General features: G+C 65.3%; 31 protein-coding genes. 15 read left to right on the top strand and 16 right to left on the bottom strand.

From position 1 onward, the window contains the following. Window positions 1–2: 2 nt before the first annotated feature. The 4 genes from ACFSQT_RS07150 to ada all read right to left on the bottom strand — a co-directional run bounded on the left by ACFSQT_RS07150 (window position 3) and on the right by ada (window position 2,974). Window positions 3–746, bottom strand: a complete 744-nt coding sequence (locus tag ACFSQT_RS07150; protein WP_379017823.1) for a 2OG-Fe(II) oxygenase — start codon at window positions 744–746, stop codon at window positions 3–5. Further along, complete coding sequence (locus ACFSQT_RS07145) at window positions 743–1,288, bottom strand: methylated-DNA--[protein]-cysteine S-methyltransferase (protein WP_379017821.1); 546 nt, start codon at window positions 1,286–1,288, stop codon at window positions 743–745. The genes ACFSQT_RS07150 and ACFSQT_RS07145 overlap by 4 nt, the downstream gene beginning before the upstream one ends. Before the next feature lie 309 nt (window positions 1,289–1,597). After that, on the bottom strand, window positions 1,598–1,834 hold the full coding sequence (locus tag ACFSQT_RS07140; RefSeq protein WP_379017819.1) for a hypothetical protein: 237 nt from the start codon (window positions 1,832–1,834) through the stop codon (window positions 1,598–1,600). A gap of 9 nt (window positions 1,835–1,843) precedes the next feature. Beyond that, window positions 1,844–2,974: a bifunctional DNA-binding transcriptional regulator/O6-methylguanine-DNA methyltransferase Ada gene (gene ada / locus ACFSQT_RS07135; protein ID WP_379017898.1), complete on the bottom strand. Its 1,131-nt coding sequence runs from the start codon at window positions 2,972–2,974 to the stop codon at window positions 1,844–1,846. Between the two features lie 138 nt (window positions 2,975–3,112). On the opposite strand from ada, the gene ACFSQT_RS07130 reads away from it, so the two are divergent. Together ACFSQT_RS07130 and ACFSQT_RS07125 are read left to right on the top strand one after the other, a co-directional pair. After that, complete coding sequence (locus tag ACFSQT_RS07130; RefSeq protein WP_379017817.1) at window positions 3,113–3,409, top strand: type II toxin-antitoxin system HigB family toxin; 297 nt, start codon at window positions 3,113–3,115, stop codon at window positions 3,407–3,409. Beyond that, entirely contained in the window at window positions 3,409–3,807 is a 399-nt protein-coding gene (locus tag ACFSQT_RS07125; protein ID WP_379017815.1) for a helix-turn-helix domain-containing protein, read from the top strand. The genes ACFSQT_RS07130 and ACFSQT_RS07125 overlap by 1 nt, the downstream gene beginning before the upstream one ends. A gap of 40 nt (window positions 3,808–3,847) precedes the next feature. Here the strand turns inward: ACFSQT_RS07125 and ACFSQT_RS07120 are convergent, their stop codons facing one another. Continuing rightward, window positions 3,848–4,540 carry a winged helix-turn-helix transcriptional regulator gene (locus ACFSQT_RS07120; RefSeq protein ID WP_379017813.1) on the bottom strand — a complete coding sequence of 231 codons (693 nt, stop codon included), beginning with the start codon at window positions 4,538–4,540 and terminating at the stop codon, window positions 3,848–3,850. Between the two features lie 176 nt (window positions 4,541–4,716). On the opposite strand from ACFSQT_RS07120, the gene ACFSQT_RS07115 reads away from it, so the two are divergent. Then, on the top strand, window positions 4,717–5,043 hold the full coding sequence (locus ACFSQT_RS07115; protein WP_379017811.1) for a DUF1330 domain-containing protein: 327 nt from the start codon (window positions 4,717–4,719) through the stop codon (window positions 5,041–5,043). Between the two features lie 121 nt (window positions 5,044–5,164). Beyond that, window positions 5,165–5,701, top strand: coding sequence for a hypothetical protein (locus tag ACFSQT_RS07110; RefSeq protein ID WP_379017809.1), 537 nt, complete (start codon window positions 5,165–5,167; stop codon window positions 5,699–5,701). Between the two features lie 69 nt (window positions 5,702–5,770). On the opposite strand, the gene ACFSQT_RS07105 is transcribed toward ACFSQT_RS07110, so the two are convergent. Further along, complete coding sequence (locus tag ACFSQT_RS07105; protein WP_379017807.1) at window positions 5,771–6,220, bottom strand: ester cyclase; 450 nt, start codon at window positions 6,218–6,220, stop codon at window positions 5,771–5,773. A 257-nt stretch (window positions 6,221–6,477) separates the two neighbouring features. Here ACFSQT_RS07105 and ACFSQT_RS07100 point away from each other — a divergent pair, with 257 nt between their 5' ends. Then, the gene (locus tag ACFSQT_RS07100; RefSeq protein WP_379017805.1) at window positions 6,478–8,574 is read left to right on the top strand and encodes an EAL domain-containing protein; all 2,097 of its coding nucleotides are present in this window, start codon (window positions 6,478–6,480) and stop codon (window positions 8,572–8,574) included. 59 nt (window positions 8,575–8,633) lie between these two features. Here the strand turns inward: ACFSQT_RS07100 and ACFSQT_RS07095 are convergent, their stop codons facing one another. Continuing rightward, a complete protein-coding gene (locus tag ACFSQT_RS07095) occupies window positions 8,634–8,828 on the bottom strand; it encodes a hypothetical protein (RefSeq protein WP_379017803.1) in 195 nt (64 codons plus the stop codon). Window positions 8,829–9,045: 217 nt separating this feature from the next. On the opposite strand from ACFSQT_RS07095, the gene ACFSQT_RS07090 reads away from it, so the two are divergent. Beyond that, window positions 9,046–9,771: a 3-keto-5-aminohexanoate cleavage protein gene (locus ACFSQT_RS07090; RefSeq protein WP_379017801.1), complete on the top strand. Its 726-nt coding sequence runs from the start codon at window positions 9,046–9,048 to the stop codon at window positions 9,769–9,771. 13 nt (window positions 9,772–9,784) lie between these two features. Here the strand turns inward: ACFSQT_RS07090 and ACFSQT_RS07085 are convergent, their stop codons facing one another. Together ACFSQT_RS07085 and ACFSQT_RS07080 are read right to left on the bottom strand one after the other, a co-directional pair. Continuing rightward, a complete protein-coding gene (locus ACFSQT_RS07085; RefSeq protein WP_379017799.1) occupies window positions 9,785–11,305 on the bottom strand; it encodes an AMP-binding protein in 1,521 nt (506 codons plus the stop codon). Window positions 11,306–11,337: 32 nt separating this feature from the next. After that, on the bottom strand, window positions 11,338–12,153 hold the full coding sequence (locus ACFSQT_RS07080) for a p-hydroxycinnamoyl CoA hydratase/lyase (protein WP_379017797.1): 816 nt from the start codon (window positions 12,151–12,153) through the stop codon (window positions 11,338–11,340). A 126-nt stretch (window positions 12,154–12,279) separates the two neighbouring features. Here ACFSQT_RS07080 and ACFSQT_RS07075 point away from each other — a divergent pair, with 126 nt between their 5' ends. Further along, the gene (locus tag ACFSQT_RS07075; RefSeq protein ID WP_379017795.1) at window positions 12,280–12,750 is read left to right on the top strand and encodes a MarR family winged helix-turn-helix transcriptional regulator; all 471 of its coding nucleotides are present in this window, start codon (window positions 12,280–12,282) and stop codon (window positions 12,748–12,750) included. Here ACFSQT_RS07075 and ACFSQT_RS07070 read toward each other — a convergent pair. Next, window positions 12,747–13,430: a YoaK family protein gene (locus tag ACFSQT_RS07070; RefSeq protein ID WP_379017793.1), complete on the bottom strand. Its 684-nt coding sequence runs from the start codon at window positions 13,428–13,430 to the stop codon at window positions 12,747–12,749. The two genes, ACFSQT_RS07075 and ACFSQT_RS07070, sit on opposite strands and share 4 nt — an antisense overlap. 234 nt (window positions 13,431–13,664) lie before the next feature. On the opposite strand from ACFSQT_RS07070, the gene ACFSQT_RS07065 reads away from it, so the two are divergent. Then, window positions 13,665–14,219 carry a cytochrome b gene (locus ACFSQT_RS07065; RefSeq protein ID WP_379017791.1) on the top strand — a complete coding sequence of 185 codons (555 nt, stop codon included), beginning with the start codon at window positions 13,665–13,667 and terminating at the stop codon, window positions 14,217–14,219. 138 nt (window positions 14,220–14,357) lie between these two features. Here ACFSQT_RS07065 and ACFSQT_RS07060 read toward each other — a convergent pair whose 3' ends face one another. Next, complete coding sequence (locus ACFSQT_RS07060; protein WP_379017789.1) at window positions 14,358–15,353, bottom strand: ornithine cyclodeaminase family protein; 996 nt, start codon at window positions 15,351–15,353, stop codon at window positions 14,358–14,360. Window positions 15,354–15,485: 132 nt separating this feature from the next. On the opposite strand from ACFSQT_RS07060, the gene ACFSQT_RS07055 reads away from it, so the two are divergent. The 3 genes from ACFSQT_RS07055 to ACFSQT_RS07045 all read left to right on the top strand — a co-directional run bounded on the left by ACFSQT_RS07055 (window position 15,486) and on the right by ACFSQT_RS07045 (window position 17,939). Continuing rightward, the gene (locus ACFSQT_RS07055; RefSeq protein WP_379017787.1) at window positions 15,486–15,947 is read left to right on the top strand and encodes an Lrp/AsnC ligand binding domain-containing protein; all 462 of its coding nucleotides are present in this window, start codon (window positions 15,486–15,488) and stop codon (window positions 15,945–15,947) included. 127 nt (window positions 15,948–16,074) lie between these two features. Next, on the top strand, window positions 16,075–16,779 hold the full coding sequence (locus tag ACFSQT_RS07050; RefSeq protein ID WP_379017785.1) for an SDR family oxidoreductase: 705 nt from the start codon (window positions 16,075–16,077) through the stop codon (window positions 16,777–16,779). A 101-nt stretch (window positions 16,780–16,880) separates the two neighbouring features. Continuing rightward, on the top strand, window positions 16,881–17,939 hold the full coding sequence (locus tag ACFSQT_RS07045) for a Gfo/Idh/MocA family protein (protein ID WP_379017783.1): 1,059 nt from the start codon (window positions 16,881–16,883) through the stop codon (window positions 17,937–17,939). A 45-nt stretch (window positions 17,940–17,984) separates the two neighbouring features. Here the strand turns inward: ACFSQT_RS07045 and ACFSQT_RS07040 are convergent, their stop codons facing one another. Next, window positions 17,985–19,241, bottom strand: a complete 1,257-nt coding sequence (locus ACFSQT_RS07040; protein WP_379017781.1) for a cytochrome-c peroxidase — start codon at window positions 19,239–19,241, stop codon at window positions 17,985–17,987. A 383-nt stretch (window positions 19,242–19,624) separates the two neighbouring features. Here ACFSQT_RS07040 and ACFSQT_RS07035 point away from each other — a divergent pair, with 383 nt between their 5' ends. Then, window positions 19,625–21,157 (top strand): acid phosphatase, encoded by a 1,533-nt coding sequence (locus ACFSQT_RS07035; RefSeq protein WP_379017779.1) that lies wholly within the window; start codon window positions 19,625–19,627, stop codon window positions 21,155–21,157. A gap of 156 nt (window positions 21,158–21,313) precedes the next feature. Here ACFSQT_RS07035 and ACFSQT_RS07030 read toward each other — a convergent pair whose 3' ends face one another. Continuing rightward, on the bottom strand, window positions 21,314–21,793 hold the full coding sequence (locus ACFSQT_RS07030) for an Lrp/AsnC family transcriptional regulator (RefSeq protein WP_379017777.1): 480 nt from the start codon (window positions 21,791–21,793) through the stop codon (window positions 21,314–21,316). Between the two features lie 108 nt (window positions 21,794–21,901). On the opposite strand from ACFSQT_RS07030, the gene ACFSQT_RS07025 reads away from it, so the two are divergent. Beyond that, window positions 21,902–22,465 carry an RBBP9/YdeN family alpha/beta hydrolase gene (locus ACFSQT_RS07025; protein ID WP_379017775.1) on the top strand — a complete coding sequence of 188 codons (564 nt, stop codon included), beginning with the start codon at window positions 21,902–21,904 and terminating at the stop codon, window positions 22,463–22,465. Here ACFSQT_RS07025 and ACFSQT_RS07020 read toward each other — a convergent pair. Beyond that, window positions 22,437–23,033: a DUF922 domain-containing Zn-dependent protease gene (locus ACFSQT_RS07020; protein WP_379017774.1), complete on the bottom strand. Its 597-nt coding sequence runs from the start codon at window positions 23,031–23,033 to the stop codon at window positions 22,437–22,439. The genes ACFSQT_RS07025 and ACFSQT_RS07020 overlap by 29 nt on opposite strands. A 109-nt stretch (window positions 23,034–23,142) precedes the next feature. On the opposite strand from ACFSQT_RS07020, the gene ACFSQT_RS07015 reads away from it, so the two are divergent. Beyond that, entirely contained in the window at window positions 23,143–23,634 is a 492-nt protein-coding gene (locus ACFSQT_RS07015; RefSeq protein ID WP_379017772.1) for a hypothetical protein, read from the top strand. Window positions 23,635–23,679: 45 nt separating this feature from the next. On the opposite strand, the gene ACFSQT_RS07010 is transcribed toward ACFSQT_RS07015, so the two are convergent. Both ACFSQT_RS07010 and ACFSQT_RS07005 read right to left on the bottom strand, forming a co-directional pair. Continuing rightward, a complete protein-coding gene (locus ACFSQT_RS07010) occupies window positions 23,680–23,880 on the bottom strand; it encodes a YjiS-like domain-containing protein (RefSeq protein ID WP_379017770.1) in 201 nt (66 codons plus the stop codon). Window positions 23,881–23,944: 64 nt separating this feature from the next. Then, complete coding sequence (locus tag ACFSQT_RS07005; protein ID WP_379017768.1) at window positions 23,945–24,220, bottom strand: DUF4242 domain-containing protein; 276 nt, start codon at window positions 24,218–24,220, stop codon at window positions 23,945–23,947. Between the two features lie 143 nt (window positions 24,221–24,363). Between ACFSQT_RS07005 and ACFSQT_RS07000 the strand changes: the two genes are divergently transcribed. Further along, a complete protein-coding gene (locus ACFSQT_RS07000; RefSeq protein ID WP_379017766.1) occupies window positions 24,364–26,085 on the top strand; it encodes a BTAD domain-containing putative transcriptional regulator in 1,722 nt (573 codons plus the stop codon).

Here is a 26,085-nt window from a genome sequence, read left to right as displayed (position 1 = left end):
GCTCACTTGGCATCGTGAAAAATGATGCCGACCGTGTGGCGCATGCCTGAGCGCAGGCGGCTGACGCCGTGGCGCAAGTTGACGCGGTAATTGCCCTTGCTTCCCTGCACCGGCCGGTTGTGGACGGCGAAGGCAACGGCGTCGCCCTGGCGCAGCGGCACCACCTCGACCCGGCTCTGCATGCGCGGCCGCTGTTCGGTCAGCACGAACTCGCCGCCGGTGAAATCCTTGCCCGGCTCGGAAAGCAGGATCGCCACCTGCAGCGGGAAAGCGAGGTCGCCATAGAGGTCCTGGTGCAGGCAATTGAAGTCGCCGGGCACATATTGCAGCAACAGCGGCGTCGGCCGCGTCTGGCCGGCGGCGTGGCACTGTTCGAGAAACTCGGCATGCGTGGCGGGGTAGTGCGTGGCTTGCGCCATGCGCTCGTTCCACCGGTTGGCGAGCTCGGCCAGCCTGGGATAGAGCGCGCTGCGCAGGCCGCCGAGCAGGTCCGGCAAAGGATAGCGGAAATAGCGGTACTCGCCCTTGCCGAAGCCATGCCTGGCCATGTGGATGTGGCTGCGGAAGTGCTCTTCCTGGGGATAGAGGCCGGCGATCTGCCGGCACTCCTCGGGTGAAAGCAGCTTTTCGATCACCGCGCAGCCGAAGCCGTCGAGCTCGGCGGCGAGGGCCGGCCAGTCGTAAGCGGCAACGCGCACCTCGGCGGCCTCGACCACCGAAGTGGCAACCTTGGCATGGGCGTTCATAGCGCGGCCTCCTTGTCGAGCAGGGCCCGCTTGCGCTCGACGCCCCAGCGGTAGCCGGACAGCGTGCCGTGGACAACGCGGTGGCAGGGAATGCCGAGCGCGATGGTGTTGGCCGCACAGGCCGTCGCCACGGCGCGGACGCCGTTCGGCTGACCGAGGCGGCGGGCAAGGGCGGTGTAGGTGATGGTGGCGCCGCACGGGATGGCGCGCAGCACGTCCCACACCCTTTGCTGGAATGGTGTGCCGTGGCGCATGTCGAGCTGCAGGTCGAGGCCGGCGCCAGGTGCTTCGATGAAGCGCGCTATGGCGGCCAGATCGTCGCGCAAGGCGACCGCGTCTTCGACCAGCATCCTGCCGGGGAAGCGGTTGGCGAGGTCCTGCTCCAGTACGCTTTCGTCCGAGCCGATCAGGATGGCGCAGACGCCGATGTCGCTACGCGCCGCCAGGATCCTGCCGATCGCGGATTCGCCGATGGCATAGGCGATGGTGTCGAGGGCGGCTATCGCCGCCGGTGTGGCTATTTGGGTTTGCAAGAGGTTCATTGCCCTAACTCCTTTGTCTGTGCCTGAACCCTACAGAGGCGGCTTTCCTCGCTCACTCCGGTGCTTGCTTTCAAATTCAAATCGCATCTGTGAAGACCACCGTCGTCGCGTTCTGTGGCGCCCCCCTCTGTCCTGCCGGACATCTCCCCCACGAGTGGGGAGATTGGCCGTCACCACTACTTTCGCCAATCTCCAGCGTTGCAAGAAATGAGCCGGCGCCAGAGCTGCCAATCTCCCTCCTTGTGGGGGAGATGTCCGGCAGGGCAGAGGGGGGCGCCGTAGAGCGCTGACTTTTGAACCGTCTACACGTCACGCGACACGAATGACGAAGAGTTCGCCGAGCAAAAACACTTCGCCAGTCAATAGCCGCAGTTCGATATCGCCGCCCGCGGTGCGGCCCCACTCAGCTTTACCGCCATCGACAAGCTCGCCAATGACGGTCATCACCAGTGATTTCGCGTCATCGGCGCGCTTGTGGCGAGAACGGTCGCGTGTCTGGCTGCTCCCATCGGCGGTGTTGTCGGGAGACTTGGCCATCGCGCGCATTTGCGCCTCCTAGGGCCGCGCAGACCGATGGTCTGGTCTCGCCCCGCCCGATCCACTGGGCGCCGTCTCGCGGCCGAGCAGCGCGCGCTTGCGCTCCGCTCCCCAGGCGTAGCCGGACAGCGCGCCGTCCTTGCGGATCACGCGGTGGCAGGGAATGGCGACGGCAAGCGTGTTGGCCGCACAGGCGGCGGCGATAGCGCGGGTCGCCCTTGGTGCGCCGATGCGCTCCGCGATCTCGGCATAGGAAACCGTGCTGCCGACGGGGATGTCCCGCAAGGCTTGCCAGACCCGCTGCTGGAATGCCGTGCCGCGCACATCGAGCGGCAGGTCGAGGCCGAGCGCCGGCACTTCCACGAAGCCGACGACGCGGGCGACCAGCGCCTCATAGTCGCGGTCGCCGCCGATCAGCCGTGCCTTGGGGAAACGATCCTGCAGGTCGCGCACCAGCGTGTCCGGGTCATCGCCGAGCAGGATCGAGGCGACGCCCTTTTGGCTCGATGCCACAAGGACGGTGCCGAGCGAGGATTCGCCGACGGCGAAGCGGATCTCCTCATGGGCGCCGCCGGCACGATAGCGTGTCGGCGTCATGCCGAGCATGCCGGTGGATTTCTCGTAGAAACGCCCGCTCGAATTGAAGCCGGCATCATAGATCGCCATTGTGACGCTGGCGCCGTCCTCCAGGCCCTGGCGGACCCGGGCGGCGCGCTGCGCGGCGGCATAGTCCTTCGGCGTCAGCCCGGTGACGGCCTTGAAGATGCGGTGGAAATAGCCGGCGCTGCGGCCGGCGGCGGCCGCCAGTTCACCGAGCGACGGCTCCTCCTCGCTCTGCTCGATCCTGCGGCAGGCATCGGCGACCATGGCGGCGTTGCCGGCCTCGAGCGACGGGCCATCCGGATTGCAGCGCCGGCACGGGCGAAAGCCGGTCACCTTGGCCTGGTCCAGCGTGTCGTGCAACTGCACGTTCTTCGGGTTGGCCCGCCGCGACGGGCAGGAAGGCCGGCAATAGACACCGGTCGTCGCCACCGAATACCAAAATTCGCCGTCGGCCGATTTGTCGCGCGAAACGATGCGCGCCCAGCGCGGATCGTCGGCAACCGGCAGCGGCATGGATTTCAGATTTTTGGCCAGGGTGACGAACATGGCCGGCATTGAAGCCGCCAAAAGCCGGCCTCGCCACCCGTTTCCTGACAACTGTCAGGAGGGCGCAAGCCTCACACTTGCCTTCCCGATTTGGGAAGTCCCCCTTGTTCCCAATTTGGGAATTTACTATATCACGCCATGCAGATAATTGCCAAGAAAGCGCTGAAGGACTTTTGGGTCAAACACAATCAGGCCGAAGCTCCTTTGACAGCCTGGTATGTGGCTGTTGGCAACGCTGACTGGAAGACCCCGGCTGACATCAAGGACGCGTTTGGGGCGACAGTTGATTTCGTAGGCGACAATCGCGTCATTTTCGACATCGGCGGCAATAAGTACCGATTGATTGTCCAGGTCGCCTACAAGTTTCACCGCGTTCTGATCAAATTCGTCGGGACGAACAAAGAGTATGACAAGGTTGATCCGGAGAAGGTGTGATGGAAAACATTCGACCCATTAAGACTGAAGCCGATTACGATTGGGCGATCGCCGAAATCACCAAGTATTTTGAGAATGAGCCGGAGGTTGGCTCCCTCGATGGTGACCGCTTCGACATTCTCGCAACTCTGATCGAGGCTTATGAGGATAAGCACTTCCCGATTAAGGCACCCGATCCCGTCGAAGCTATTCACTCACACATGGAACTGTTCAACCTGTCACGAAAGGCTCTGGCTGAGGTGATCGGGTCATCGCCTCGGGCGACTGAGGTGCTGAACAGAAAACGCGCCCTCACTCTGGATATGATCTTCAAACTGAACAAGGAGTGGAACATTCCTGCCGAAGTCCTCGTGCAACCCTATCACCTTGCAAATGCCAGGGGCCGCAAGCGCGCCTGAGCCGTCAAGGCAGTGGAAAACCAGCCCCCGAGCCCCATTGCTATGCCGCGCGCTTGGGTTCGATCGCGAATGGGCTGAGCCCGAGCCAGGTCTGCATCTTCCTGCCGATAGCCTGGTCGCCGGTCAGGGCAACTTTCGCCCCGGCCTTCTCGACCGTGATCAACCCCATCCAGATCGCCGTCATCGTGTGCAGGTCGGTCGAGACGTAAAGATCGACGTCAAAGCCAGGATCGTACCAGCACAGATCGACCTCGCCGTGCTTTTCGACGATCAGCCACCACGACCGTTTGGACGCCGGGAGCTCCTGATACAGAAATTGTATCACCGTGCGCCCTTCGGGCAGCGGCGAGGGGTTCAGGTTGCGCCGCATGTCCCACATCAGCAGCGACGGATCGAGGTTTTTCAGCGACAGCCGGGACTCGACCCATTTCTGTCCCCAGAAGCCCATCGCCTCGATGACCGGGCGCAAATCGCGGCCGGCCTCGGTCAGCTGGTATTCGAAGATCCCTTTCTCGCCCCGAACCTCCCTGCGTTCGACGATCCCGGCGATCTCAAGCTCCTTCAGCCGTTGCGACAGAAGGGTCGGCGACATTTTGGGGACGCCGCGGCGCAGGTCGTTGAAGCGGGTCGAACCCGCCACCAGCTCGCGCATCAGCACCATCGTCCAGCGGGTGCACAGCACCTCGGCTGCCATTGATAGCGGGCAGAACTGCTTGTATCCGTGCTGGGTCATGATTGGTGCCTCTCCCTCGAACCTTGGCTGAACATTAGGCCTTCATGAATGAAGCGACCAGTACGGAAACTGTACCACCCCGGTACAGATCGCGGACTGGTTGGCGAGTGCCCTGCCATGCGAGCCCTTTGACCAGCGCACGGGATACCCCATGCGCCGCAACCAGGAGACTACCCATGACCACTTACATCATCGCAGACATCAAGGTGAAGGACCCGCAGTGGATGCCGTCCTATGCCGCCTCGGTGCACGACCTCGTCCACAAGCATGGCGGCAGATATCTGGCGCGCAGCGGCAATGTGAAGACGCTCGAAGGTAAGCCGCTCGACACCACGCTGATCGCCCTGATGGCGTTCCCGTCGGAAGCGGCGGCGCGCGCCTTCACCAGCGATCCGGTCTATGCGCCCTTCGTCTCGGCCCGTCAGGATGGCAGCGACAGCCGTTTCCAGATGATCGACAACACCGATCTGGCCGGAACGATCCCGTATCTGCCGAAAGGATGACCCTTCCCGGCATTCGTCACATCGATTTCGGGATCTCCAAGCAACAACAGTCACAGCGCTTGCGTGCCGGGCCTCCATATTTTCGGCGGCCGGCCAGCTGTGCTCTTTCAAGAAGAATGGAATGAACATGATGTCAAACTTCCGCAACAGGCTTCTCATGGCAGGAGCCGTGCTGGCCATCTGCACCGCGTTCGCGCAGGCGCATCAGCAAGCGGCTGAGCCCGCGTCCGGCCCCAATCCACTGGCCGACAAGGTACGGGCTGCCAACAGCCGGTTTGTCGATGTCAAGGCAGCTATGGCCGAGGGTTATGCGCCCATTCCCTGCGCCAGCGGCATCACCGGCGGCGCCATGGGCATCCACTACGTCAGCGGCCAGTATTTGAAGGACGACAAGATCGACATCGCCCGTCCCGAAGCCGTGATGTACGAGCCGATGGCCGACGGCACGCTCAAGCTGCTGGCGGTCGAATACATCACCTCGAAGGGGCCGGCGTCGCTGGACGGCCAGCTGTTCAACTTCAACAGCGCACCCAACCGCTACGGCCTGGGCGCGTTCTACGAACTGCATGTCTGGGCCTGGAAGGGCAATCCGACCGGCACCTTCGCCGACATGAACCCGAAAGTGTCATGCGAACACGCGATGGCGCCGAGCCAGTAACCGGCGAGGCCAGGCGGCGCCAATGCCGCCTGGCCCCAAGCCATTCGGGACGCGGTTGCGTGAAGCGCCTCAGGCGGTCTTGATCAGGCCGAGCTGGGTGAGGGCGGCGACGCCGTCGTCGAGGCCGATCTCCTCGAAGATCCTGCCGTCGACCACCTTCAGCACGGTGGTGCCGGTGAAGCGCATGGTGCGGCCGGTGGCGGCGGGCAGCGAACCAACGAGGAAATCGCTGAAGGGCGGGCCGGTGTGCGTGCCGCCGCCCTCCCACTGGCCGACGACATAGTCGCCCTCGGCGATGAGGTCGGCGGTGGCCCAGAAATTGAGGTCCGGGAAGGCGGCGCGGAAGTCGGTCATGAAGGCCTTGATGTCGTCGCGGCCACGGCGCGGCTCATGCAGCGAGTATTTCAGCAGCATGTCCGGCGCGGCGATATCGTCGACGACCGACAGGTCGCAGGTTTCACCCCAGAAGTCGGTGAACCATCTGACGATGATAGCCTTGTTGTCTTCTTGCTTGGTCATTGGGAGGTCCTCTTCTTGTTTGTTTGTCTTTGTCTTGGGGATCACCGTCTTCACCGGTGACCTGGAGCCATGACTAGGACGATCCGGCGGGCGCAAAACTCCGCTTCTTGCCGGCCAATCGAAAGGCGGGGAGGCGCCGGCAACGCTCACGCAGCTGGCAATGCAGGATCGCCGCTCTCGGCAGTCTTCCTTCGGTAACTGTTTCTTCTCTGGTTTTGCCGCAGATTGCCGCGTGACGGGGATGAGCGAACGGGACGATGACGGGTCAGGACAAGAAAAGCCGCAATGAAACGTTCTGGGCCACGGCCCTGGAGCGGGCCCATCTTGGCGTCTGGGACTGGGATCTTGCGACCGGCGACTGCTTCTATTCCGCGACCTGGGCGCGGATGCTGGGTTATGATGAAAGCGAGCTTGCCAACACCAGCGACCTGTGGCTGCGGCTGACCCATCCCGACGATCGCGAGCGGGCGCTGGCCAGCGGCGACCGCCACATTGCCGGACAGACCGACGCCATCGAGACCGAACTCAGGCTGAAGCACAAGCAGGGCCACTGGGTGTGGGTGCTCGATCGCGGCGGCATCGTCGAGCGCGACGCGGATGGAAAGCCGCTGCGGCTGATGGGCGTGCAGACCGACATCACCAAACAGAAGACGGCCGAAGCCGAGCTCGAACAGGTCAATGTGCGCTTCCGCCTGGCGCTCGCCGCCAGCGGCACTGGCATCTGGCACCACGACATCGCCACCAGTAAGAGCTATTGGGACACCCGCACCAGGGACATATTCGGCCTCGTTGCCGACACCGACGAGGTGACGGCCGACCTTTGGCACACCTATCTGCATCCCGACGACAAAGAAGCCACCGAGCGCGCGCACCGGGCGCCGGTCGGAATGGACGGCGTCATCGCCAATCAATACCGCATCATCAAGCGCGACGGCGAGATCCGCCATGTCGAATCGCTGGTCCGCTTCATCGCCGCCGCGGGTGCCGCCGGCCAGATACTCGGCACGGTGCGTGACATCACCGAGGAAAAGCTGCGCGAGCAGGAGCTCGCCTACGCGGCCCGCCATGACGCGCTGACCGGCCTGTGGAACCGCTCCGCCTTCGACCGGCTGCTCGCCGAGCATATCGCGGCGGGTGCGCCGCTGGCGGTGTTCTATGTCGATCTCGACTACTTCAAGGCGCTCAACGATTTTGCCGGCCACGCCGCCGGCGACATGGCACTGAAGAGCGTTGCCGCCGGCATCCGCGCCTGCCTACCGCCATCGGCGCATGCGGCGCGGCTGGGCGGCGACGAATTCGCGCTGCTGGTGCCGCATTGCGACGCAGCGCAGGCCGAGCGGATCGCCACCGCCGTGCTCGGCGCGGTGCGCGAGGCCGATCTCGGCCTGGCCGCGTCGACGCGCAAGCTGGCGGCCTCGATCGGCATCGCCTTCGTCGATGACGCCAACACCACGGTGGCCGACGCGCTGGCCTGCGCCGACGACGCCTGCTACGCGGCCAAGGCCGCCGGGCGCAACCGTTTCGCGGTGTTCTCCGCGGCAGCGGAATCGGGATCTGGCGGGCTGAATGCGGCCCGCGTCGCCGCCGACACCGTCGATGCCATGGAAGACGGACGGCTGAAACTGTTCGGCCAGGAAATCCATCTGCTGGGCAGACCCTGGCAGGAGAGCCGCCATGTCGAAGTGCTGGCCAGGCTCGCCGCGCGCAATGGCCGCCTGGTGCCGCCCGGCGAGTTCATTCCGGTGGCCGAGCGGTTCGGCATCGCTTCCAGGCTCGACCGCTGGATCATCCGCACCGCGCTGTCTCGGCACGGCGCGGCCTTGCGCTCGGGCGCGCTGACGCTCGGCTTCAACCTGTCGGCGCAGACGCTGAGCGATCCGCAATTGTGGGAGTTCGTCGACAGCGTCATCGAGCAGGCCCGGGCGCCGCATTCGGGCATCGGCTTCGAGATCACCGAGACCGCCGCGGTCACCAATTTCGACGCCGCCGAACAATTCGTGCGCAAGGCGCGCGAGCGGCACTGCCGGGTCAGCCTCGACGATTTCGGCGCCGGCATGAGTTCGTTCGAATATCTCAGGCGCTTTCCCGTCGACACGATCAAGATCGATGGGTCCTTCATCGAGCACATCACGCAAAGCCGCTTCGACCGCGAGATCGTGCTGGCTATCACCAGCATTGCCCGCAGCCTGGGCTGCGATGTGGTGGGCGAGAAGATCGAACGGCAGGACACGTTGACGATGCTGAGCGATATGGGCGTCGCCTTCGGCCAGGGGTTTTTGCTGCACCGGCCGGAACCTCTGGAGGCGATCGTTTCGCGCGCGACCGGGTGGGTGGCGGCCCGCAAGGCATCGTGATCCCGAGTGTGTCGAGATTCAGGTCGGGCCGGCCGGCCCGACCTGAATCTCAGCACATCTTAGCCGGCCTGCCGCGCCGTCGGTTGCGGAAACTCCAGCACTCCAGCCTCCGGTCGCCTGTGCTGCGCTTCCGCCACCGTTTCGATCAACAGATCGAGGGCGTCGCACGCCGTCCGGCTCGCCTCGTCATTGCCACGCAGATAATGATAGGCGCGTTCGAGGTGGAGACGGGCGGCTGAAAAATCACTGGTCAATGGTCCCTCCATGATCCCGCCCTAATGCACTTTGCCGAGCCTGGCGGAACGCGGGGTAAATATCCACAGGCGTCTTTTATTCAAATGCCGCCAATTTTGCAGGGAAGGGCGCGCCCGGCAGTTCCACCGCCGTGCTGTCAGGAGAGGCTCCGCCCAGCTCTTTGCCACGTCTTGCCGCGCGGCTAGGCTGCGACGTCCCTTGTCCGAGGTGAGATCGATGATCGTCCAGGCCTGCATCAACGGCGCGCGTCCACGCGATTTCCACCCCAGGCTGCCGCTCGATGCACAGGCGATGGCCAGCGACGCCGCGGCCTGCGTCGCCGCCGGCGCGGCCGAACTGCACATCCACCCACGTGGCATTGACGGGCGCGAAAGCCTAGCGGCCGTCAATGCCACCGTGCTGGCGGTGCGCCAGGTCTGTCCCGGCACGCTCATAGGCGTGTCGACCGGCGCCTGGATCGAGAACGATGTCGAGCGAACCCGCGCGGCGATCGCTGCGTGGCGGGAACTGCCCGACTATGCCTCGGTCAATCTGTCGGAGGCCGACGCGCCGGGGGTGATGGAGCTGCTGCGCCAGCGCAGCGTCGGCATCGAGGCCGGGCTTGCCACGACAGCCGATGCCGAGCGCTTTGTCGGGCTTGCCGACCACGCCCAAGTGCTGCGCATCCTGATCGAGATCGACATCCAGGATCTGTCCGCCGCACTGGACGAGGCGCATGGCATCGCCGCCGTGCTCGAGCGCGCCGGCGTGCGGCGGCCGATCCTGCTGCACGGCGTCGATGCCACCGTCTGGCCGTTCGTCGCGCTTGCGCATCGCAAGCGCTGGTCGACGCGGGTCGGGCTGGAAGACGGCAAGACGCTCGCCGACGGAAAGACAGCGAAGGACAATGCCGCAATCGTTGCGGCGGCCGTCGCAATTTTCCGCGCCGTGCCCACCGGCTGAACCGCGGTCTGCCTCAGGCCTGCCCGCCGGCCGGTTCTGTCAAGCCGCGCAAAATGTGCTTCTGGATCTTGCCGGATGCCGTGCGCGGCAGCTTGTCGGTGAGCAGAAACTCCTTCGGCACCTTGTAGCGGGCGATGCGGGCGCCGCAATGGCTTGCCAGATCAGCCGGGTCGACAACGCAGCCGGCTTTGACTACGACAAAGGCGCGCCCGACTTCGCCCCAGCGTTCGTCGGCGACGCCGATGACAGCTGCCTCGGCAATGGCGGGATGGTCGAGCAGCGCCATCTCGATTTCGGCCGGATAGACGTTCTCGCCGCCGGAAATGAACATGTCCTTGCGGCGGTCGACGAGGGTGACGAAGCCTTCGTCATCCCGCCGCGCGATGTCGCCGGTGCGGAACCAGCCATCGGCGGTGAAGGCGCGGGCCGTCTCTTGCGGCCGGTTCCAGTAGCCTGATGTGATGCCGGGGCCGGACAGCCATATCTCGCCCGGCTCGCCGGCGGCGACGTCGCGGCCATCGCCGTCGACGATGCGCAGGCCGATCGTCGGCGCCGCAAGACCCGCCGAGCCCGCCTTGCAGGCGATCCGGTCGGCCTCGACCGGCATGCAGAGCACGGTGCCGGCTTCCGTCATGCCGAAGCCGTCGACCATGCGCACGCCTTGTGCCAGCCACCAGAGGATGTCGGCGGCCGGATTGGGCGCACCGCCGGTGAAGATGGCGGTGAGCGAAGTCCAGTTCACGGGCGCAAAATCTGGATGATCGCGCAGCATCCTGGCCATTTGCGGGACGCAGAAATAGTGGGTGACGCCAAGTGCGGGATCGGCGAGGCGACGGTTGGTGAGGCCGGCGTCGAAACCGGGCGAGATCAGCACGGTGCCACCCTGAAGCAGCGGCGGCCGCAGGCTGGTGATGAGGCCGATGACATGGAACATCGGTGCGTCGCAGAGGAAGATGCTGGCATTGCCGACCCGTCCCAGCACCCCGAAATTGATCGCGGTGGCCAAGGCGTTGCGCTCGGTGACGATGACCCCTTTCGGCCGGCCCGACGTGCCGGATGTGTAGAGGATGATCGACGGCGTATCGTCCGCCGGCAACGGGCGGCGCGGTGCTGGCGCATGCGCCTGGACCGCCGCCGCGAAGGCAGTGACTTCGACTGGCCTGCAACCTTTGGGCGGCGCCATATCGAGGGCCGAGTCATGCAGCAGCAGCACCGGATCGCAATCCGCAAGGATCGCCTGCTGCTCGGCGCCGGCGAGCCGCCAGTTGAGCGGCACGAAGATGGCACCAAGCCGCATCGCCGCCTGCTGCAGGACGAGCAGGTCGGCGCTGTTGCGGGCAAGCGTGGCGATCCGTTGCCCAGGCTCGACGCCGTAGCCGATTTCGAGAACGCCGACGGCGCGCTGGATGGCCTTGTCCAGCGCGAGGTAGGTCCAGCGCCGGCCGGATGCCAGGTCGACACAAGCAACACGATCCGGCTGCGTCCTGGCATGCAAGGCCACGGGGTCTGATGTCGTCCAGGCCGGCATCTGCATCTCCTCCCCAGGGTTGCGTTATGCTTGCACGGTCACCTTGCCTTGTCGTAGGCGCCGAGACCGGGCTTGTAGCTCTTCTCGTCGATGAACTGGCGGATGCCTTCCTTGCGGCCCTCATTGTCGTGGGAGTTCGCCGCCTCCTGCGCCCGAACGAGATAGTCCTCGGCGTTGTCGTAGGTCATCTCGGCGACGCGGCGGATGGCATCCTTGGTCGCCTTGAGGGCAATCGGGTTCTTCTTCAGCAGGAGGGTGGCGACCTCGGTGACACGCGCCTTCAGGTCCGCCAGCGGAAGGCTTTCGTTGACCAGCTTCCAGGCGGCGGCCTTCCTGCCGTCGATGAGTTCGCCGGTCAGCGCGTGGTACATGGCATCGCGCATCGACAGCAGGTCGACCACCACCTTGGTGGCGCCGCCGCCGGGCAGGATACCCCAGTTGATCTCGGACAGGGCGAACTGCGCCTCGTCGGCGGCGAAGGCAAGGTCGCAGGCGAAGAGCGGGCCATAGCCGCCGCCGAAGCACCAGCCATTGACCATGGCGATGGTCGGCTTGCCGTACCAGCGCAGCCGCCGCCACCAGCCATAGGCTTCGGATTGCGCCTTGCGGATGGCGCCAAGGCTCTTGGCTTCGGTCTCGCGGAAATACTCCTTGAGGTCCATGCCCGCCGACCAGGCGCTGCCTTCGCCGGACAGCACCAGCACGCCGACATCGTCGCGGAATTCCAACTCGTCGAGAACCTCCATCATTCGCCGGTTGAGCGCCGGGTTCATGCAGTTGCGCTTGTCCGGGCGGTTGAAACGCACCCAGGCGATGCCGTTCTCGACGTCGAAGGCAACGGTCTCTTCGGTCATGGTCAGGTCCTCCCGTTTCGCCGCTATATTGGTGGAAATGGCTATGCAGCATAGCTATCGTATTTGCTATGTCGCATAGTCTTTTTCGCTTGACAAGGGCCTTGATCACGGCGATCGGTATGCAGCATGGACGAGGCTCACACCAGCAGCAGTGCGCCAGGCGCGACACCCGAAGACGCGCTCGACGCGCAGATCGGCTACAACCTCAGGCGCGCCTCGGCCGTTGCGCTCAATGACTTCGCGGTCGGACTGGCCGATGCGGCGCTGCGTCCGGTCACCTACGGCATGCTGGCGCTGATCGCCGAGAAGCCGGGCATCCGCGCCGCCGAGCTCTGCCGCCTGCTCGGCATGAAGAGCGCCAACATGGCGCCGCTGCTGGCCGAACTGGAAGAACGCGGGCTGGTCGAACGCGACGATCATGCCGAGGACAAACGCGTGCAGGTGCTCACCCTGACGCCGGCCGCCAGGGAGGCGATGCCCGGATGGCGGCAACAGGTTCGCCGGCACGAGGACCGGTTCCTGCAGCGGCTGACGAAAAAGGAGCGGGCGACGCTGCTGCGCCTGCTGCGCCTGATCTGGACGGATGAAGGGGGCTAGCTGGTTTCCCCGTCCGGCTCCGAAAGCCGCAGCAGCAGGGCGAAGAATGCAATCACCGGCGGCACGATGAAGCACCAGACATTGGCGAAGGCAAAGCCAAGCGCTGCGGCGGCGCAGCCGGTTGCGAACACGGCGACTGCCGACGACATGCGCCGCAGGCGGGCTATGAGGGCAGGGCGGGCGTCTGGCTTCACACCGCCGATGAGATCGCCGAGGTCGATCATGATCTGGGTGGTGGTGCCGGTCATCAGCGTCGAGGGTGGCGCTGCCGCGAGATGGACGCGGTGCACTGCGTTCTGGATCGCCATCGCGGCGACCAGCACCATGCCGGTGACGACCGCCGCCGCACCGTCACCGCTGGCGAAGGGGCCAAAGCGGATCGCCAGCGCAGCACCGGCAATCAGCAGCGCCAGCTTGGCTGCCAGCAGCGGTCCAAGCGCCGGCCGTCCCCGCCTGCGCAAGCGCTCGCCGGCCAGCCGGGTCAGGATGACGACGATGCAGAACACCGGCAACGCCAAGAGCTTTGCCAGCACACCCGAGATGCCGAGCACCAGCGAGGCGCCCAGGGTGACGAAATTTCCCGTCACATGCGCGGTGAACAGGCCCTGCAGGGCCAGGAACCCGGCCGTGTCGACATAACCGCCATTGAGGCTGAGCAGCAGCGGCAGTGTGGGTTTCATCGTTACATCTCCCGGCCAGGCTTGGCGGACAGCGTCTCACATCCCGGCGGAGCGTTCCACCTCGGCGCGGCATTTGCCGTCGCCGGCGCGGCATTTGCCGTCGCCCGCGCGGCCCCCTTCGCCATCGCGAGGTCGCCGCCACACGAACGGCAAACTCGGATGTTCACTTGAGGACAACTGAAACAAGGGCCCGTTCAGGCAATTCGCCGGGATTGTGTCCAACGGAGCTTTTGCATGTCGCTGTCCGGTACGACAACCCGCTACGGAAGCCTTGGCCAGGCATTTCACTGGCTGACGGCACTGCTTGTGCTCATCGCCTTCCTGGTCTCCGAAGGTGGCCCGCCGGCGCGGGTCTATTCCGAGGCCCGCGCCTCAACCCTGTTGCTTCACGAGTCGCTCGGTTTCACCGTTTTCTGGCTGCTGGTCGCTCGCCTGATCTGGCGCCTGTTCGACCGCGTTCCGGATGCACCGCCCATGCCCGCATGGATGGACGTCGCCGCGAAGGTGACGCACTGGGCGCTCTATGCGCTGCTGTTCGCGGTTCCGGCGACCGCCATGCTCGGCGCATGGTTCGGCGGCCATCCGGTGACGGTCTACGGTGTCGGCGCCATCGGTCCGTTTTTCGACCCGTGGGGCGCTGGCGCATCGCTGGCGGACATCCACGGCACGCTTGGCGATATCATCCTCTGGCTCGCCGGCCTGCATGCCGCCGCGGCCATCTTCCATCACGTCTTCCTTCGCGATCGGGTGTTGAGCCAGATGCTGCCCGGCTTGCCCAAGCCGCATTGATAGTCAGCCGGCCTGCAAACGAAGGCTTTCCGCGCTGCTCACGGACCCGAATGTCCGCCCCGGTTCTCGAGCAGACTATCGTTTCCAATGCCCTTCGTCCGGGCAGCGCCGACTTAAACGATGAGCCCGGCCAGCCCGCTACAACGCAACAGCCCGCCCCAATCCCCGCCGAACCGCTTCGCGATAGGCGAGGTCGGCCGCCACCATGTCTTCCATGGCAACGCCCATGGCCTTGTAGACGGTTATCTGGTCGGCGCTGGCGCGACCCGGCCGCAGCCCGAGCAGCATTTCGCCGAGTTCAGTTCCGGTTTGCGGATCGAGACCGGCGAGCTCGCAGGAGCCGACCGGGGTCGGGGCGAAGGCTTCGCTTGTCTCGACGAACAGGCTTGCCTGCCTGATGAGGTCGACTGGCAGTTCGCCACCGGGCGGTGCGACGCCCACCGACGAGACGTGGGTGCCGGGCCGCACCCAATCGGCCGAGATCACCGGTGCATAGGAATGCGTCGCCAGGCAGACGACATCCGACGAGCGTGCCGCGGCTTCAAGATCGCTGACGGCGACGACGCCGGGATGCTGCGCTGCAAGCGCCTGCGCATCCGAAAATTCCTTCGAGACGACGCGGATCTCGGCGAAGTCGCGCACCAGCGGCAGAAGGTTGAGGTGCTGGCCGGCCTGCACGCCGGCGCCGACCACCGTCGCGACCTTGGCGTCGCGCCGGGCGAGTTCGCGCACCGAGAGCACGGCCGAGCCGGAGGTGCGCACGGCGGTGATATAGGTACCGTCCATGACGCAGACCGGCATGCCCGTTTCCGGGTCGAAGAGATGGATGGTGGCGAGATGGCTGGGGATGGCCCGGGCTATGTTGCCTTCGAAGACGTTGACGATCTTCACCGTCAGATGCATGCCCGCCATCCAGGCCGGCATCGCCAGCGAATAGCCTGCATCGGGGATGTCGAGCTGCGGCCGCGCCGGATTGACGACCTTGCCGCCGGCTAGCGCCTTGAAGCCGCCGGCCAGCGCCTCGAGAAGCTGGCGAAGGTCGATGCAGGTCTTCACCTCGGCTTCGCTCAGGAAGAGCACTGGTGTATCGCCCTTGGCCTGGGCGCTGCGGGAGATCGATAGGGCTGTCGTCATGGGGTCCGCTTTCGTTGTCGGCTGGAGTGCACGGCAACGGTATTGCGATCCGGTGGCGTGATGAAATATGCTGTTTTTGCGATTTTTGCGTGGTTATCACGCTTGTCTTGGCTAAAATGTGTGAATCCTGAAATGGACGATCTCGACCGTATCGACCGCTCGCTGCTGCGCTTGTTGCAGGAGGATGGCCGCCGCACGACGCTCGACCTGGCGCGGCGGGTCGGGTTGTCGCCGACCGGAGCGGCGCAGCGCGTCAAGCGGCTGTTCGCCGAAGGCTTCATCCGCGCGGTGCGAGCCGTTCTCGACCCCGCCAGGATCGGGCAGGCGCAGCTCGTCTTCATCGAGGTGCGGCTCGACCACACGGCGCCGCATGTCTTCGACCGCTTTGCCGAGGCGGTGTTGCGGGCGCCCGAGATCATCGAGTGCCACATGGTGGTCGGCGGTTTCGACTATCTGGTCAAGGCGCGCATCGCCGACATGGCGGTATTCCAGGATTTCCTGCAGCGGGTCATCCTGCCGCTGCCCGGCGTCCGGGAAACGCACACCTACGCCTCGATCGCCAATGTGAAGCCCGACGCCCTGTTGCCTGTCTGAACTCCCAGCGACATGCTCGCGTTTTTCTGCATGCTGGTTCAGGCTTTCTGGTTCGAACTGGCCGACGAAACCGGCTATACACCGCCAACTGCCAAGGCCCGCCCGCCAACCCAAGAAGGAAAATCAGATGAGTTCAGAAAAAACAGCTGTCGTCGTGGCTGGCGGCAGCGGCATGGGGGCGGCGGCGGCGAAGCGCCTGGCGGCGGATGGCTTCAAGGTTGCCATCCTGTCCTCCTCGGGCAAGGGCGAGGCGCTCGCCAAGGAGCTTGGCGGGCTCGGCGTCACCGGCTCCAACCAGTCGAACGACGATCTGCAGCGCCTCGTCGACCTGACGCTGGAGCGCTTTGGCCGCATCGACGTGCTGGTCAACAGCGGCGGCCACGGGCCGCGCGCGCCGATCCTCGAGATCACGGACGAGCAGTGGCACACCGGCATGGATGTCTATCTGCTGAACGTCATCCGGCCGGTGCGCATCGTGGCACCGCAGATGGTCAAGCAGAAGGCCGGCGCCATCATCAACATCTCGACCGCCTGGGTGGTCGAGCCAAGCCCGATGTTCCCGACCTCGGCGGTGTTCCGCGCCGGGCTTGCCGCCTACACCAAGATCTTCGCCAACACCTATGCTGCCGACAATGTGCGCATGAACAACGTTTTGCCCGGCTGGATCGACAGCATTGCCCCTACCGAGGAGCGCCGCGACAGCGTGCCGATGCAGCGCTACGGCACCTCGGAGGAGATCGCCGCGACCATCGCCTTCCTGGCATCCGAAGGCGCCGGCTACATCACCGGCCAGAACATCCGTGTCGACGGCGGCATTATCCGCGCGATTTGAGGCGGCGACGAACCAGGCTGCCGCTTCATGGGTTCGCCGCTGAGGCGATCTGGCAGCATTCTAAGACAACGGATTCTGACATCTCACCCCAAGGAGCAAAAATGCGGCTTTTGATACTCGGCACCGGCTGGATGGCGCTGGAACATGCAAGGCGGTTCAGCGCCATCGAAGGTGTCGACATCGTCGGCGCCGTCGATGTCGATGCGGCGCGTGTCGGTGAATTCGCCGACGGCTTCAACATTCCCAACCGCTTTACCTCGCTGGAGGATGCGCTGACTTGGGGCGGCTTCGACGCGGTGGCCAATGTCACGCCGGACCGCATCCATCACCCGACCACCATGGCGCTGATCGCCGCCGGCAAGCCGGTGCTGTGCGAGAAGCCGCTGGCCGAGAACTTCGGCAAGGCCACCGAGATGGCCGACGCCGCCGAAGCCGCCGGCATCGTCAACATGGTGAACCTCACCTATCGCAATGTCGCTGCGCTGCAGAAGGCCCGCCAGATGGTGCAAGCGGGCGAAATCGGCACGGTCAGGCATGTCGAGGCGTCCTATCTGCAAAGCTGGCTGGTGTCGAAATTCTGGGGCGATTGGCGCACCGATCCGAAATGGCTCTGGCGCCTGTCGCGCGGCCACGGCTCGAACGGCGTGCTCGGCGATGTCGGCATCCACATCCTCGATTTCGCCAGCTACGGGGCCGCTCTCGACATCGACCATGTCTTCTGCCGGCTGCGCGCCTTCGACAAGGCGCCCGGCAACCGCATCGGCGAATACGGGCTCGACGCCAATGACAGCTTCGCCATGACGCTGGATTTTTCCAATGGCGCCTTCGGCGTCGTACATGCCAGCCGCTGGGCGACTGGTCATCTCAACGAGCTGCGCCTGCGCATCTATGGCGACAAGGGCGGCATCGAGGTGGTGCACAATCTGGACGGCTCGGCGCTCAAGGCCTGCGTCGGCGAGAATGTCGAGAACGCCAAATGGGAAGAGCTCGACGCCGGCACGGTGGCGACCAACTACCAGCGTTTCGTCGACGCCGTCACCAGCGGCGTGCAGAGCGAGCCCAGCTTCCGCCACGCCGCCGGCCTGCAGAAGGTGCTCGACCTCGCCGTGGTGTCGGACGAGAAGCGGGCGGAACTGAGGGCACACGCGGACACGCAGTGAGAGCAAGACTTCCCTTCTCCCACAGGGGATAAGGGAAGGCGCTGGTCACTGCTGATCCGCGTCGGTCAGCGTTTGCAGGAAGGCGACGATGTCGTCGATCTCGGGGTCGGTCAGCGCCGGCCTGTCGCCGGGCTTCTTGCCGAAGGGCGGGCCCTGGTTGAGGTTGGCCCAGTAAGCCTTTGGCAGATCGTCATTTTGCCGGATCGTGCCGTCGGCGTTTTTGGGATACCAGTGGCCGGGATCGCCGTCACGGCTGGCGTAGAAGGCAACCGCGTCGCGCAGCGTGTGGAAGGTGCCATTGTGGAAGAAGCTCTTTCGCAGCGCGACGTTGCGCAGCGTCGGCGTGCGAAACAGACCGCAATACTGCGCCCGGCCATGGAAGTCGGTCCTGAGCGGCCCGCACAGGCCGAGATCGAAATAGGCGGGGTCGGCGTTGGCCGGGATCGCCGGATTGCGCGGCACGGCGATGGCGATCAGGCCGAAATCGGTGAATTGCGGCGGCTCGCCGTCATTGGCGGGTTCGCTCAGATGACAGCTGGCGCAATTGCCCTTGGTCTCGTCCTCGAACAGCGCGCGGCCGCGCAATTCCCGCGCCGACAGCGTCGCCCTGCCGGCGAGGAAGGCGTCGTAGCGGCTGGTATAGGGATAGAAGTCGGCGGCGCTCTGCTCGAAGGTGCCGAGCGCCTCCGCGGCGGCATCAAAGGCATCATCCGGGTGGTCGAACACGGTGTCGCCGAAGGCCGCCTTGAATTCATCGGCATACGCCGCCATGCGCAATCCGGCGGTGACGGTGGCGGCATCCTTGTTGGCCATCTCGAACGGCGACAGCAGCGGGATCCTGGCCTGGTCGCGGCCGCAGTCGGCGCGGCCGTCCCAGGTCAGGCCGCCGGTCGGGCCGTTGTCGACGCTCTCGTCGCCTTCATCCTCGGAATCGTAGAAATGCTCGGTGAAGGCGGGCACCGCCTGGAGGTAACGCAGCGACGGCACGGCGTGCAGTCCGGGCTGGTCGAGATGCGGCCCGCCCATCTCGACTGGTGAGGCCGAGGCGGGGCCGAAGGCATGGCGCGGGTCATGGCAGGACGAGCAGGATTGTCTGCCTGAAGCCGACAGCGAGGGGTCGAAGAACATTTTTCGGCCAAGCGCTGTCAGCGCCTGCGCCCGCGCGAAGGCATCCGCGCGCGACATCGGCCCGGGATGGACGCTGCCGCTTCCGGCGCTGACTGAGTTGCCGGGCAGGATCGTGACGAGACCGAGCAATGCTGCCACTGCGATGGATCGCCTTTTCCATTGTCGCGCTGTCATGCCGTCCGGTTCCGTTTTTCCGGTCCGCCAATCTCGTACTGGCATTGCTACGGATTGATGACCGTGCATCCGACCGCTCCATGGTGGATGGGCAGCGATCCTTCCCACCCCCCTCTGTCCTGCCGGACATCTCCCCCGCAAGGGGGGATCGGATGTCGCCTCGGCTTTCGCCAATCACCAAAGTTTGAAGGCGCGGTCGCAGAAGCTGCCAATCTCCCCCTTGCGAGGGCGATGTCCGGTAGGACAGAGGGGGGTGCTGCCCCGCCGGCGTATCAGCTGATTTCAGTGACGTTGCACAGAACGGTTTCTGTCACAAAGCTGACAAGCGCCAGTCCTAGCGTGCTGAAGTTCCTCCAGCCATCCCCAGCCACGAGGCATCTTCCATGATCAGGCCTTTTCTCTCGCTCTGCCTCGCCAGTACGGCGCTGGCATCGGTCGCCACTGCCGCGCAGGCAGCTCCTCCTGGCTACGACAAGATCGACACCGTCGTCGTCATCTATGCCGAGAACCGCAGCTTCGATAATCTCTATGGCGGCTTTCCCGGCGCCAATGGGTTGGCCAGCGTCTCGGCCGATCAGGCGCGCCAGCTCGACCGCGACGGCAAGCCGCTGGCCGAACTGCCGCCGGCCTGGGGCGGGCTGACCGGCAAGGGCGTGACGCCGCCGGTGACCGAGGCGCAGTCGGCGCATCTGGCCAATGCCAGCTTCGCCATCGACGACGCCAAAGGTTTCAACGAGAATACCTCCGTCATCACGCGCGACCTCTGGCACCGTTTCTATCAGGAGCAGATGCAGATCGATGGCGGGAAGAACGACAAGTTCGTCGCCTGGGCCGATTCCGGCGGCCTGGTGATGGGCCATTATGACGGCTCGGTGCTGCCGATGTGGGCGGTGGCGAAGAAATACGTTTTGGCCGACAATTTCTTCCAGGGCGCGTTCGGCGGCTCGTTCCTCAACCATTTCCAGCTCGCCTGCGCCTGCGTGCCGGTCTATCCCCACGCCGACACCAGCCCGGTCAAGGGACAGATCGCCGTGGTCGAGGCCGATGGCACGATGCTGAAGGTCGCCGACAATTCGCCGGCCTCGGCCCTCGGCGGCGCGCCGAAATTCGTCAATGACGGCGCCATCACGCCCGATTTCCATGCCGTCAACACCATGCAGCCGCCCTATCAGCCGAGCGCCAACAAGCCGGCCGAAGGCGGCGACAAGGCGCTGGCCGACCCGGCGCAGCCGACGACGCTGCCGCCACAGCACGACATCACCATCGGCGACCTGCTGTCGCTGAAAGGCGTCGACTGGGCCTGGTATTCCGGCGCCTGGCAGGCAACGCTCGACGGCAAGAACGCGACGCCGGTGCCGAACTTCCAGTTCCACCACCAGCCGTTCAACTATTTCGCGGCTTACGCGCCCGGCACCGCCGCGCGGGCCGAACACCTCAGGGACGGCGGCCTCGACGGCGCGGAATTCATCAAGGCGATCGACGGCGGCAAGCTGCCGGCGGTGAGTTTCTACAAGCCGCAAGGCAACCTCAACGAGCATGGCGGCTATGCCGATGTGGCGAGCGGCGACCAGCATCTCGCCGACCTCGTCTCGCATCTGGAGCAAAGCCCGCAATGGAGCCACATGCTGGTGGTCGTCGCCTATGACGAGAATGGCGGCTTCTGGGACCATGTCGCACCGCCGAAGGCCGATCGCTGGGGGCCGGGCAACCGCGTCCCGGCCCTCATCATCTCGCCCTATGCGAAGATGGGCACGGTCGACCACACACAATACGACACGACGTCGATCCTGCGCTTCATCACCGCGCGCTACGATCTGCCGGTGCTGTCCGGCATCGTCGCCCGCGACAAGGCGCTGCGCAACAACGACCAGCCGCCGATGGGCGACCTGAGCGCGGCGCTTGATTTGAGCCGGTAGGGCAGGGTCTGGCAGAACCTCAGTGCGGCGAGGCCCTTTGGTCTAGAGCATGATGCCGAAAAGTGTGAAGCGGTTTTCGGACGACATCATGCTCTATCTCTTTGAGTTAGAGGCGGATTCAGATTTCAGGTCGATTCGACCTGAAATCATCCGGCTCTAGCCGCCTGATCTGCGGATCAGGTCGCGGCCGATCGGCTTCGGCGTCTCGCTGCGCAGCACCAGCGCCGTGGTGACCGCGCCGTGACGGGCCACCGCGTCGACGATGGTTTCAAGCTGCGCCGGCGAGGGGACGACAACTTTCAAGATGAAGCAGTCCTCGCCGGTCAGCCGGTGCACCTCGGTGATCTGCGGCATCTCGGCGAACTGCTTCAGGCAGGGCCGGATGTGCTCATGCGTGGTGCGCACCCGGATGATCGCCATCATGCCGAGGCCAAGTGCGGCCGGATCGATCACCGCGGTGTAGCCGGCAATGACGCCGCGTTCCTCCAGCCGTTTCACCCGCTCGGAGGTCGCCGGCTGCGACAGGCCGACCCGGCGGCCAAGCTCGGACATGCCGATGCGGCCGTTCTCCTGCATGGCTTCGACAATGGCGATGTCGGTCGGGTCGAGCGGCGCGCGCTCATCGCTGTTTTTCATAGATACTTTGAATCCATCGGAAATGCCGCGACTTTTCCGATGATTTCCCATTCTCGGGATCGTGGCAAGACGCCACCATGCTCCTTCAATAGATAGGAGCAAGGCGACATGACGCATTTCATCATCCTGCCCGGCAGCGGCGGTTCGGGTCCGGCGCACTGGCAATCGCGCTGGGAAAGCCCCAATCCGGCAATGCGGCGGTTCCAGCCGTCAAGCTGGGACCTGCCCGATTTCACCGACTGGCTGGCGGCGCTGGAAGCCGCCGTGATCGACGCGCCGGAGCCGCCGGTGCTGGTCGCGCACAGCTTGTCCTGCCTGCTGATCGCGCACTGGCAGAAAATCTCGCGGCGCCCGGTCGAGGCGGCCTTGCTGGTCGGCGTTCCCGATCCGACGGCGGCCGTCTTCCCTGGCTATGGCATGGCTTTCGCCAATATTCCGCAAGGCCGGCTGCGCTTTGCCTCGCTGGTGGTGGCCAGCACCAACGATCCATATGGCGCGCCGGACTATGCCGAGGCGAGGGCGACGCAATGGGGCGGCCGCATGGCCGTCATAGGGCCGGCCGGCCACATCAATGCCGACAGTGGTCTGGGCGACTGGCCGGAAGGTATTGCGCTTCTCGACGGTCTGGTTTCGGAGGCTAGCCTCAGCCGCCATTCACCAGGGCAAGGATGAGTTTTTGCAGATTGCCGCCCTGGCCGAGTTCGACGCGGTCGAAATCGCGGCTCGCCTGCCGCTGCGCCTGTGACAGTTCGGACAGGCGCTTCGTCATCTCGGTGCGGATCTTGCTGCATTTGGGATCGTCGGCGACGCTGAGGCCGACGGTCGCCGCCTCGATCTTGCGCACCATGTCGATGATGTCAGCGCCGTGCACCTTCTCATGCGCGCTGACGCCGGCGATAAAAACCTCCCAGTTCTTCTGTATGGCTGGCGGCAGCGGTGCGGAGGGACTTGGCAAGGTATAGGTGATGATGAGCTTCGGCCGTGCCGTCGCCAGCACGCAGGCTCCGGCGCGTGCCTGATAGTCCCTGGTCCAGGTCAGCTTGAAATTGGTGTGGGCGATGGCGCGGGCAACGCCGAGCTTCGGCCCGTTGTCGCCGATCGAGCGGTAGAGCTCCGGCCCGGACTGGCCTGATATGGCGTAGGTCTCGACCTTCTCGACCGGCTTCCAGTCGGCATGGGCGGCCAGTGGCAAGGCCATCAGGGCGGCGAGCAACAGACACAGACGAACACAGGCTCTCAACACCGCTCTCCGCGAAAATCAGCACTGGTGCCGCGACAGGCGATGCCACCGGAACCGCTTTTCCTATAGGATGCCGACGGGCGCGGCGGCAATGTCGGAGGGGGAAGTCATGCGATATCTCATCGTCGTGGGCGCGGTGGCGGTCCTGCAGGCCGCGCAGCCGGCGTTTGCCGCGTCGTGCAGCGGCTGGAGCGCCAAGATGGAGGAGGACGAGGGCGGCAGCGTGCTGACCGCTTCGGTCTGCGGCGGCCCGAAAGGCGATGCGCATCTGATGCTTGTCTGTTTCGACACGCCGGTGCTGAGCTACGACCTGGGTGCCGCCGGCCAGCAGCTGGAGCCCGGCATCAGCGGCGCCTTCGATTTCAAGGCCGGCGGCAAGACGGTGACCAAGACGCTGCAGCTCGAAGCCATGTACAACTACTTCGTGGTGAACCTTGCCAAAGCCGATCCGTTGCTCGACCTGCTGCGTGGGAAAGGCGATCTGGAGGTCAGCACCGCCAAATACGGCCAGACCGGTTTTCCGCTGAAGGGTTCGAGCGCGGCCATCGGCAAGGTGCTGGCGCAGTGCGGCAAGGCCAAGCCTGCCGACGACGGGGATTGATTGGCGGCCTTTGCATCACCGCCAACGCCTCGCGTGATGCGTCGTCTACCGCGCGGTCTCGCCATGCGTCGCGACACAGTCGATTTCGCACCGGCTGATGCCGACGTCCTTGAGCATGAAATCCGGCATCGCCTCCAGATGGCCCCGGTCGCAATGGTGGCGCCAGCGGCGCAGCAGGCGTGCCAGCAGGGTCGAGGGCAAGCGCCATTGTCGGGCGCTCCTCGGGACGCTTTCAATTTCGGTCATGGTTTCCTCGGAATTTCAGCGCCAAGGGTTTGCCGGCGTCGCGCCGGCAAACCGTGACGAGACGTCAGGCGCCTGCGGTCTGCGGGCCGATGAAGGCGGCGACCTCCGTCACCTTGTTGGCGGGAAAGCCGCCCTCGCGGGCATGCCGCTCGACGATCTCGGCGCTTTCGGCCTCATGCACGCAGTAGATCTTGTCGCCGGCGACATAGGAGGTGAGCCATTTGTAGGGCACGCCGAGGCCGGCCACGACCTGATTGGACCTGGCAGAGATTTCCTTGAGCTCGTTGGCACTCAGCCTATCGGCGCCGGCGATCTCGCGTTCGATGATGAAAGTTGGCATTGTCGGTCTCCGTTGTAGGTTGACGGCCCGATAAAACCGATCGACGTTCGACCCGCTGTGCTGCCCGCCAAGGAAACGGCGCGAGAACAGTCACACGCTTCGTCTCACGGTGGTGGCGCATGCCATTTGCGAGGGGCAGGCACATGGTGGAAAAATTGGGCGCTGCGATCAGGCTTCTTGGCGAACCGGCCATTCTCGATGCGAATGGGCGGAGCCAACCGGTGCGTGGTCATCAGGCCTGGGCGCTGCTGGCCCGCGTGCTTCTGGCGCGTGCGCCGCTCGACCGGCGCGCACTTGCGGCGGAGCTGTTTCCCGAAACCGTCGATCCGCTGGGTTCGCTGCGTTGGTGCCTGGCCTCACTGCGCAAGGCGCTCAACACCGCCGACTGTCTGAACGGTGACCCGATCGAGGGCCGCTTTGCCGACGATTTGGACATCGACGTGCTGCGGCTCGACCGCGACGATTTCGACATCGAGGCCGCCGGCCCGCTGCTCGGCACGCTGGAGCCGCGCTGCAGTCCGGAATTCGCCACCTGGCTGCTGGTCGAGCGCGAGCGCATCGCCGGCATCGTCGAAGCCCGGATTCGGCAGGAAACCATCCGCGCCATGTCGGTCGAGGATCATGGCCGCGCCATCCGGCTGGCCGAACTTGGCGTACGGCGCAGCCCCTATGACGAAAGCGCGCACATCTTGCTGGTGAAGAGCCTGGCGCTGGCCGGCCGCTACCAGGCGGCGCTCGAACAGGTCGAGGCGACCGAGGCTGTGTTCGTGGCCGAGCTTGGCGAAAAGCCGTCCGCCGCGTTGCGCAGTGCGGCGCGGCGCACCATCTCGTCTTCGCCCAGCGGCATCTCACGCCAGGCCTTCGTCGCCTCGCTGATGCAGTCGGGGCTTGCCGCGCTCTCGGCGGGTGCCGTGGATGCCGGCATCGACTGCCTGCGCCGCGCCGTGCGTGACGCCGAAAAGCACAAGGATGCGCATCTGACGGCGCGCGCCATGTTCGAGCTTGGCGCAGCGCTTGTGCATTCGGTCAAGGGTTATGACGACGAAGGCTCGGTGCTGCTGCGCCAGAGCACGGAACTGGCGCGTCAGGGGGGCAACGCAGCCATCGCTTCGGCGGGCTTTCGCGAACTCGGGTATGTCGAGGCGCTGGCCGGGCGGCGTCCGTCGGCCGCGACCTATCTCGCGCAGGCGCTGGAACTGGCCGGCGGGGACGACAACTTGGCCGGCATCCATGGCGTCATCGGTTTCAATCTGGTCGACTGGGGCCGGGTCGGTGAAGGGCTCGATCACTACGCGCTGTCACTGGAGCATGCGCGCTCGGCCGGCAACCGCCGCCGCGAGATCTGGTCGCTGGGGCTTGGCGGCTGGGGGCTGCTCGCCGCCGATCGGTTGGAGGAAGCCGACCTCTGGCTGGCGGACTGCCTGGCGCTGGTCGAAGAACAACGCTGGATGTCGTTCCGGCCCTGGCCGGTGGCGGTGCTCAGCGAATCCCGCACCCGCCAGCAAGCGCGCCCCGATGATTTGCGTCCCCGGCTGGAGGAAGCCTTTGCGCTGAGCTGCCAGATGAACGATCCCTGCTGGGAAGGGGCCGTGGCCCGCGCGCTGGCGTTGACCTATGCTGCGGAAGAGGCGTTCGGGCCGGCCATGGAGTGGTTGGGCGACGCGCGCCGGCGCTGCATGCGCGACACCGACAGCTATGCCGGTTTGCAAGTGGAAATCCTGGCGAGCCAGGTGGAAGTCAATCTGAAGCTGAACCGGCCTGAGACGGCCGACGCCATCGCGCGCGAATGGCTGGCGCTGGCGGCCAGAACGCACCGCGATTCGCATGTCGCCCGCGCCGCCGCCTTTGTCGCGGGGCGCGGCTGA

It is taken from the genome of Mesorhizobium calcicola, assembly GCF_042682105.1.
GTDB classification, from domain to species: domain Bacteria; phylum Pseudomonadota; class Alphaproteobacteria; order Rhizobiales; family Rhizobiaceae; genus Mesorhizobium; species Mesorhizobium calcicola.
The sequence above is the reverse complement of the archived record's forward strand: the minus strand, read 5'-3'. Positions and strand labels throughout refer to the sequence as shown.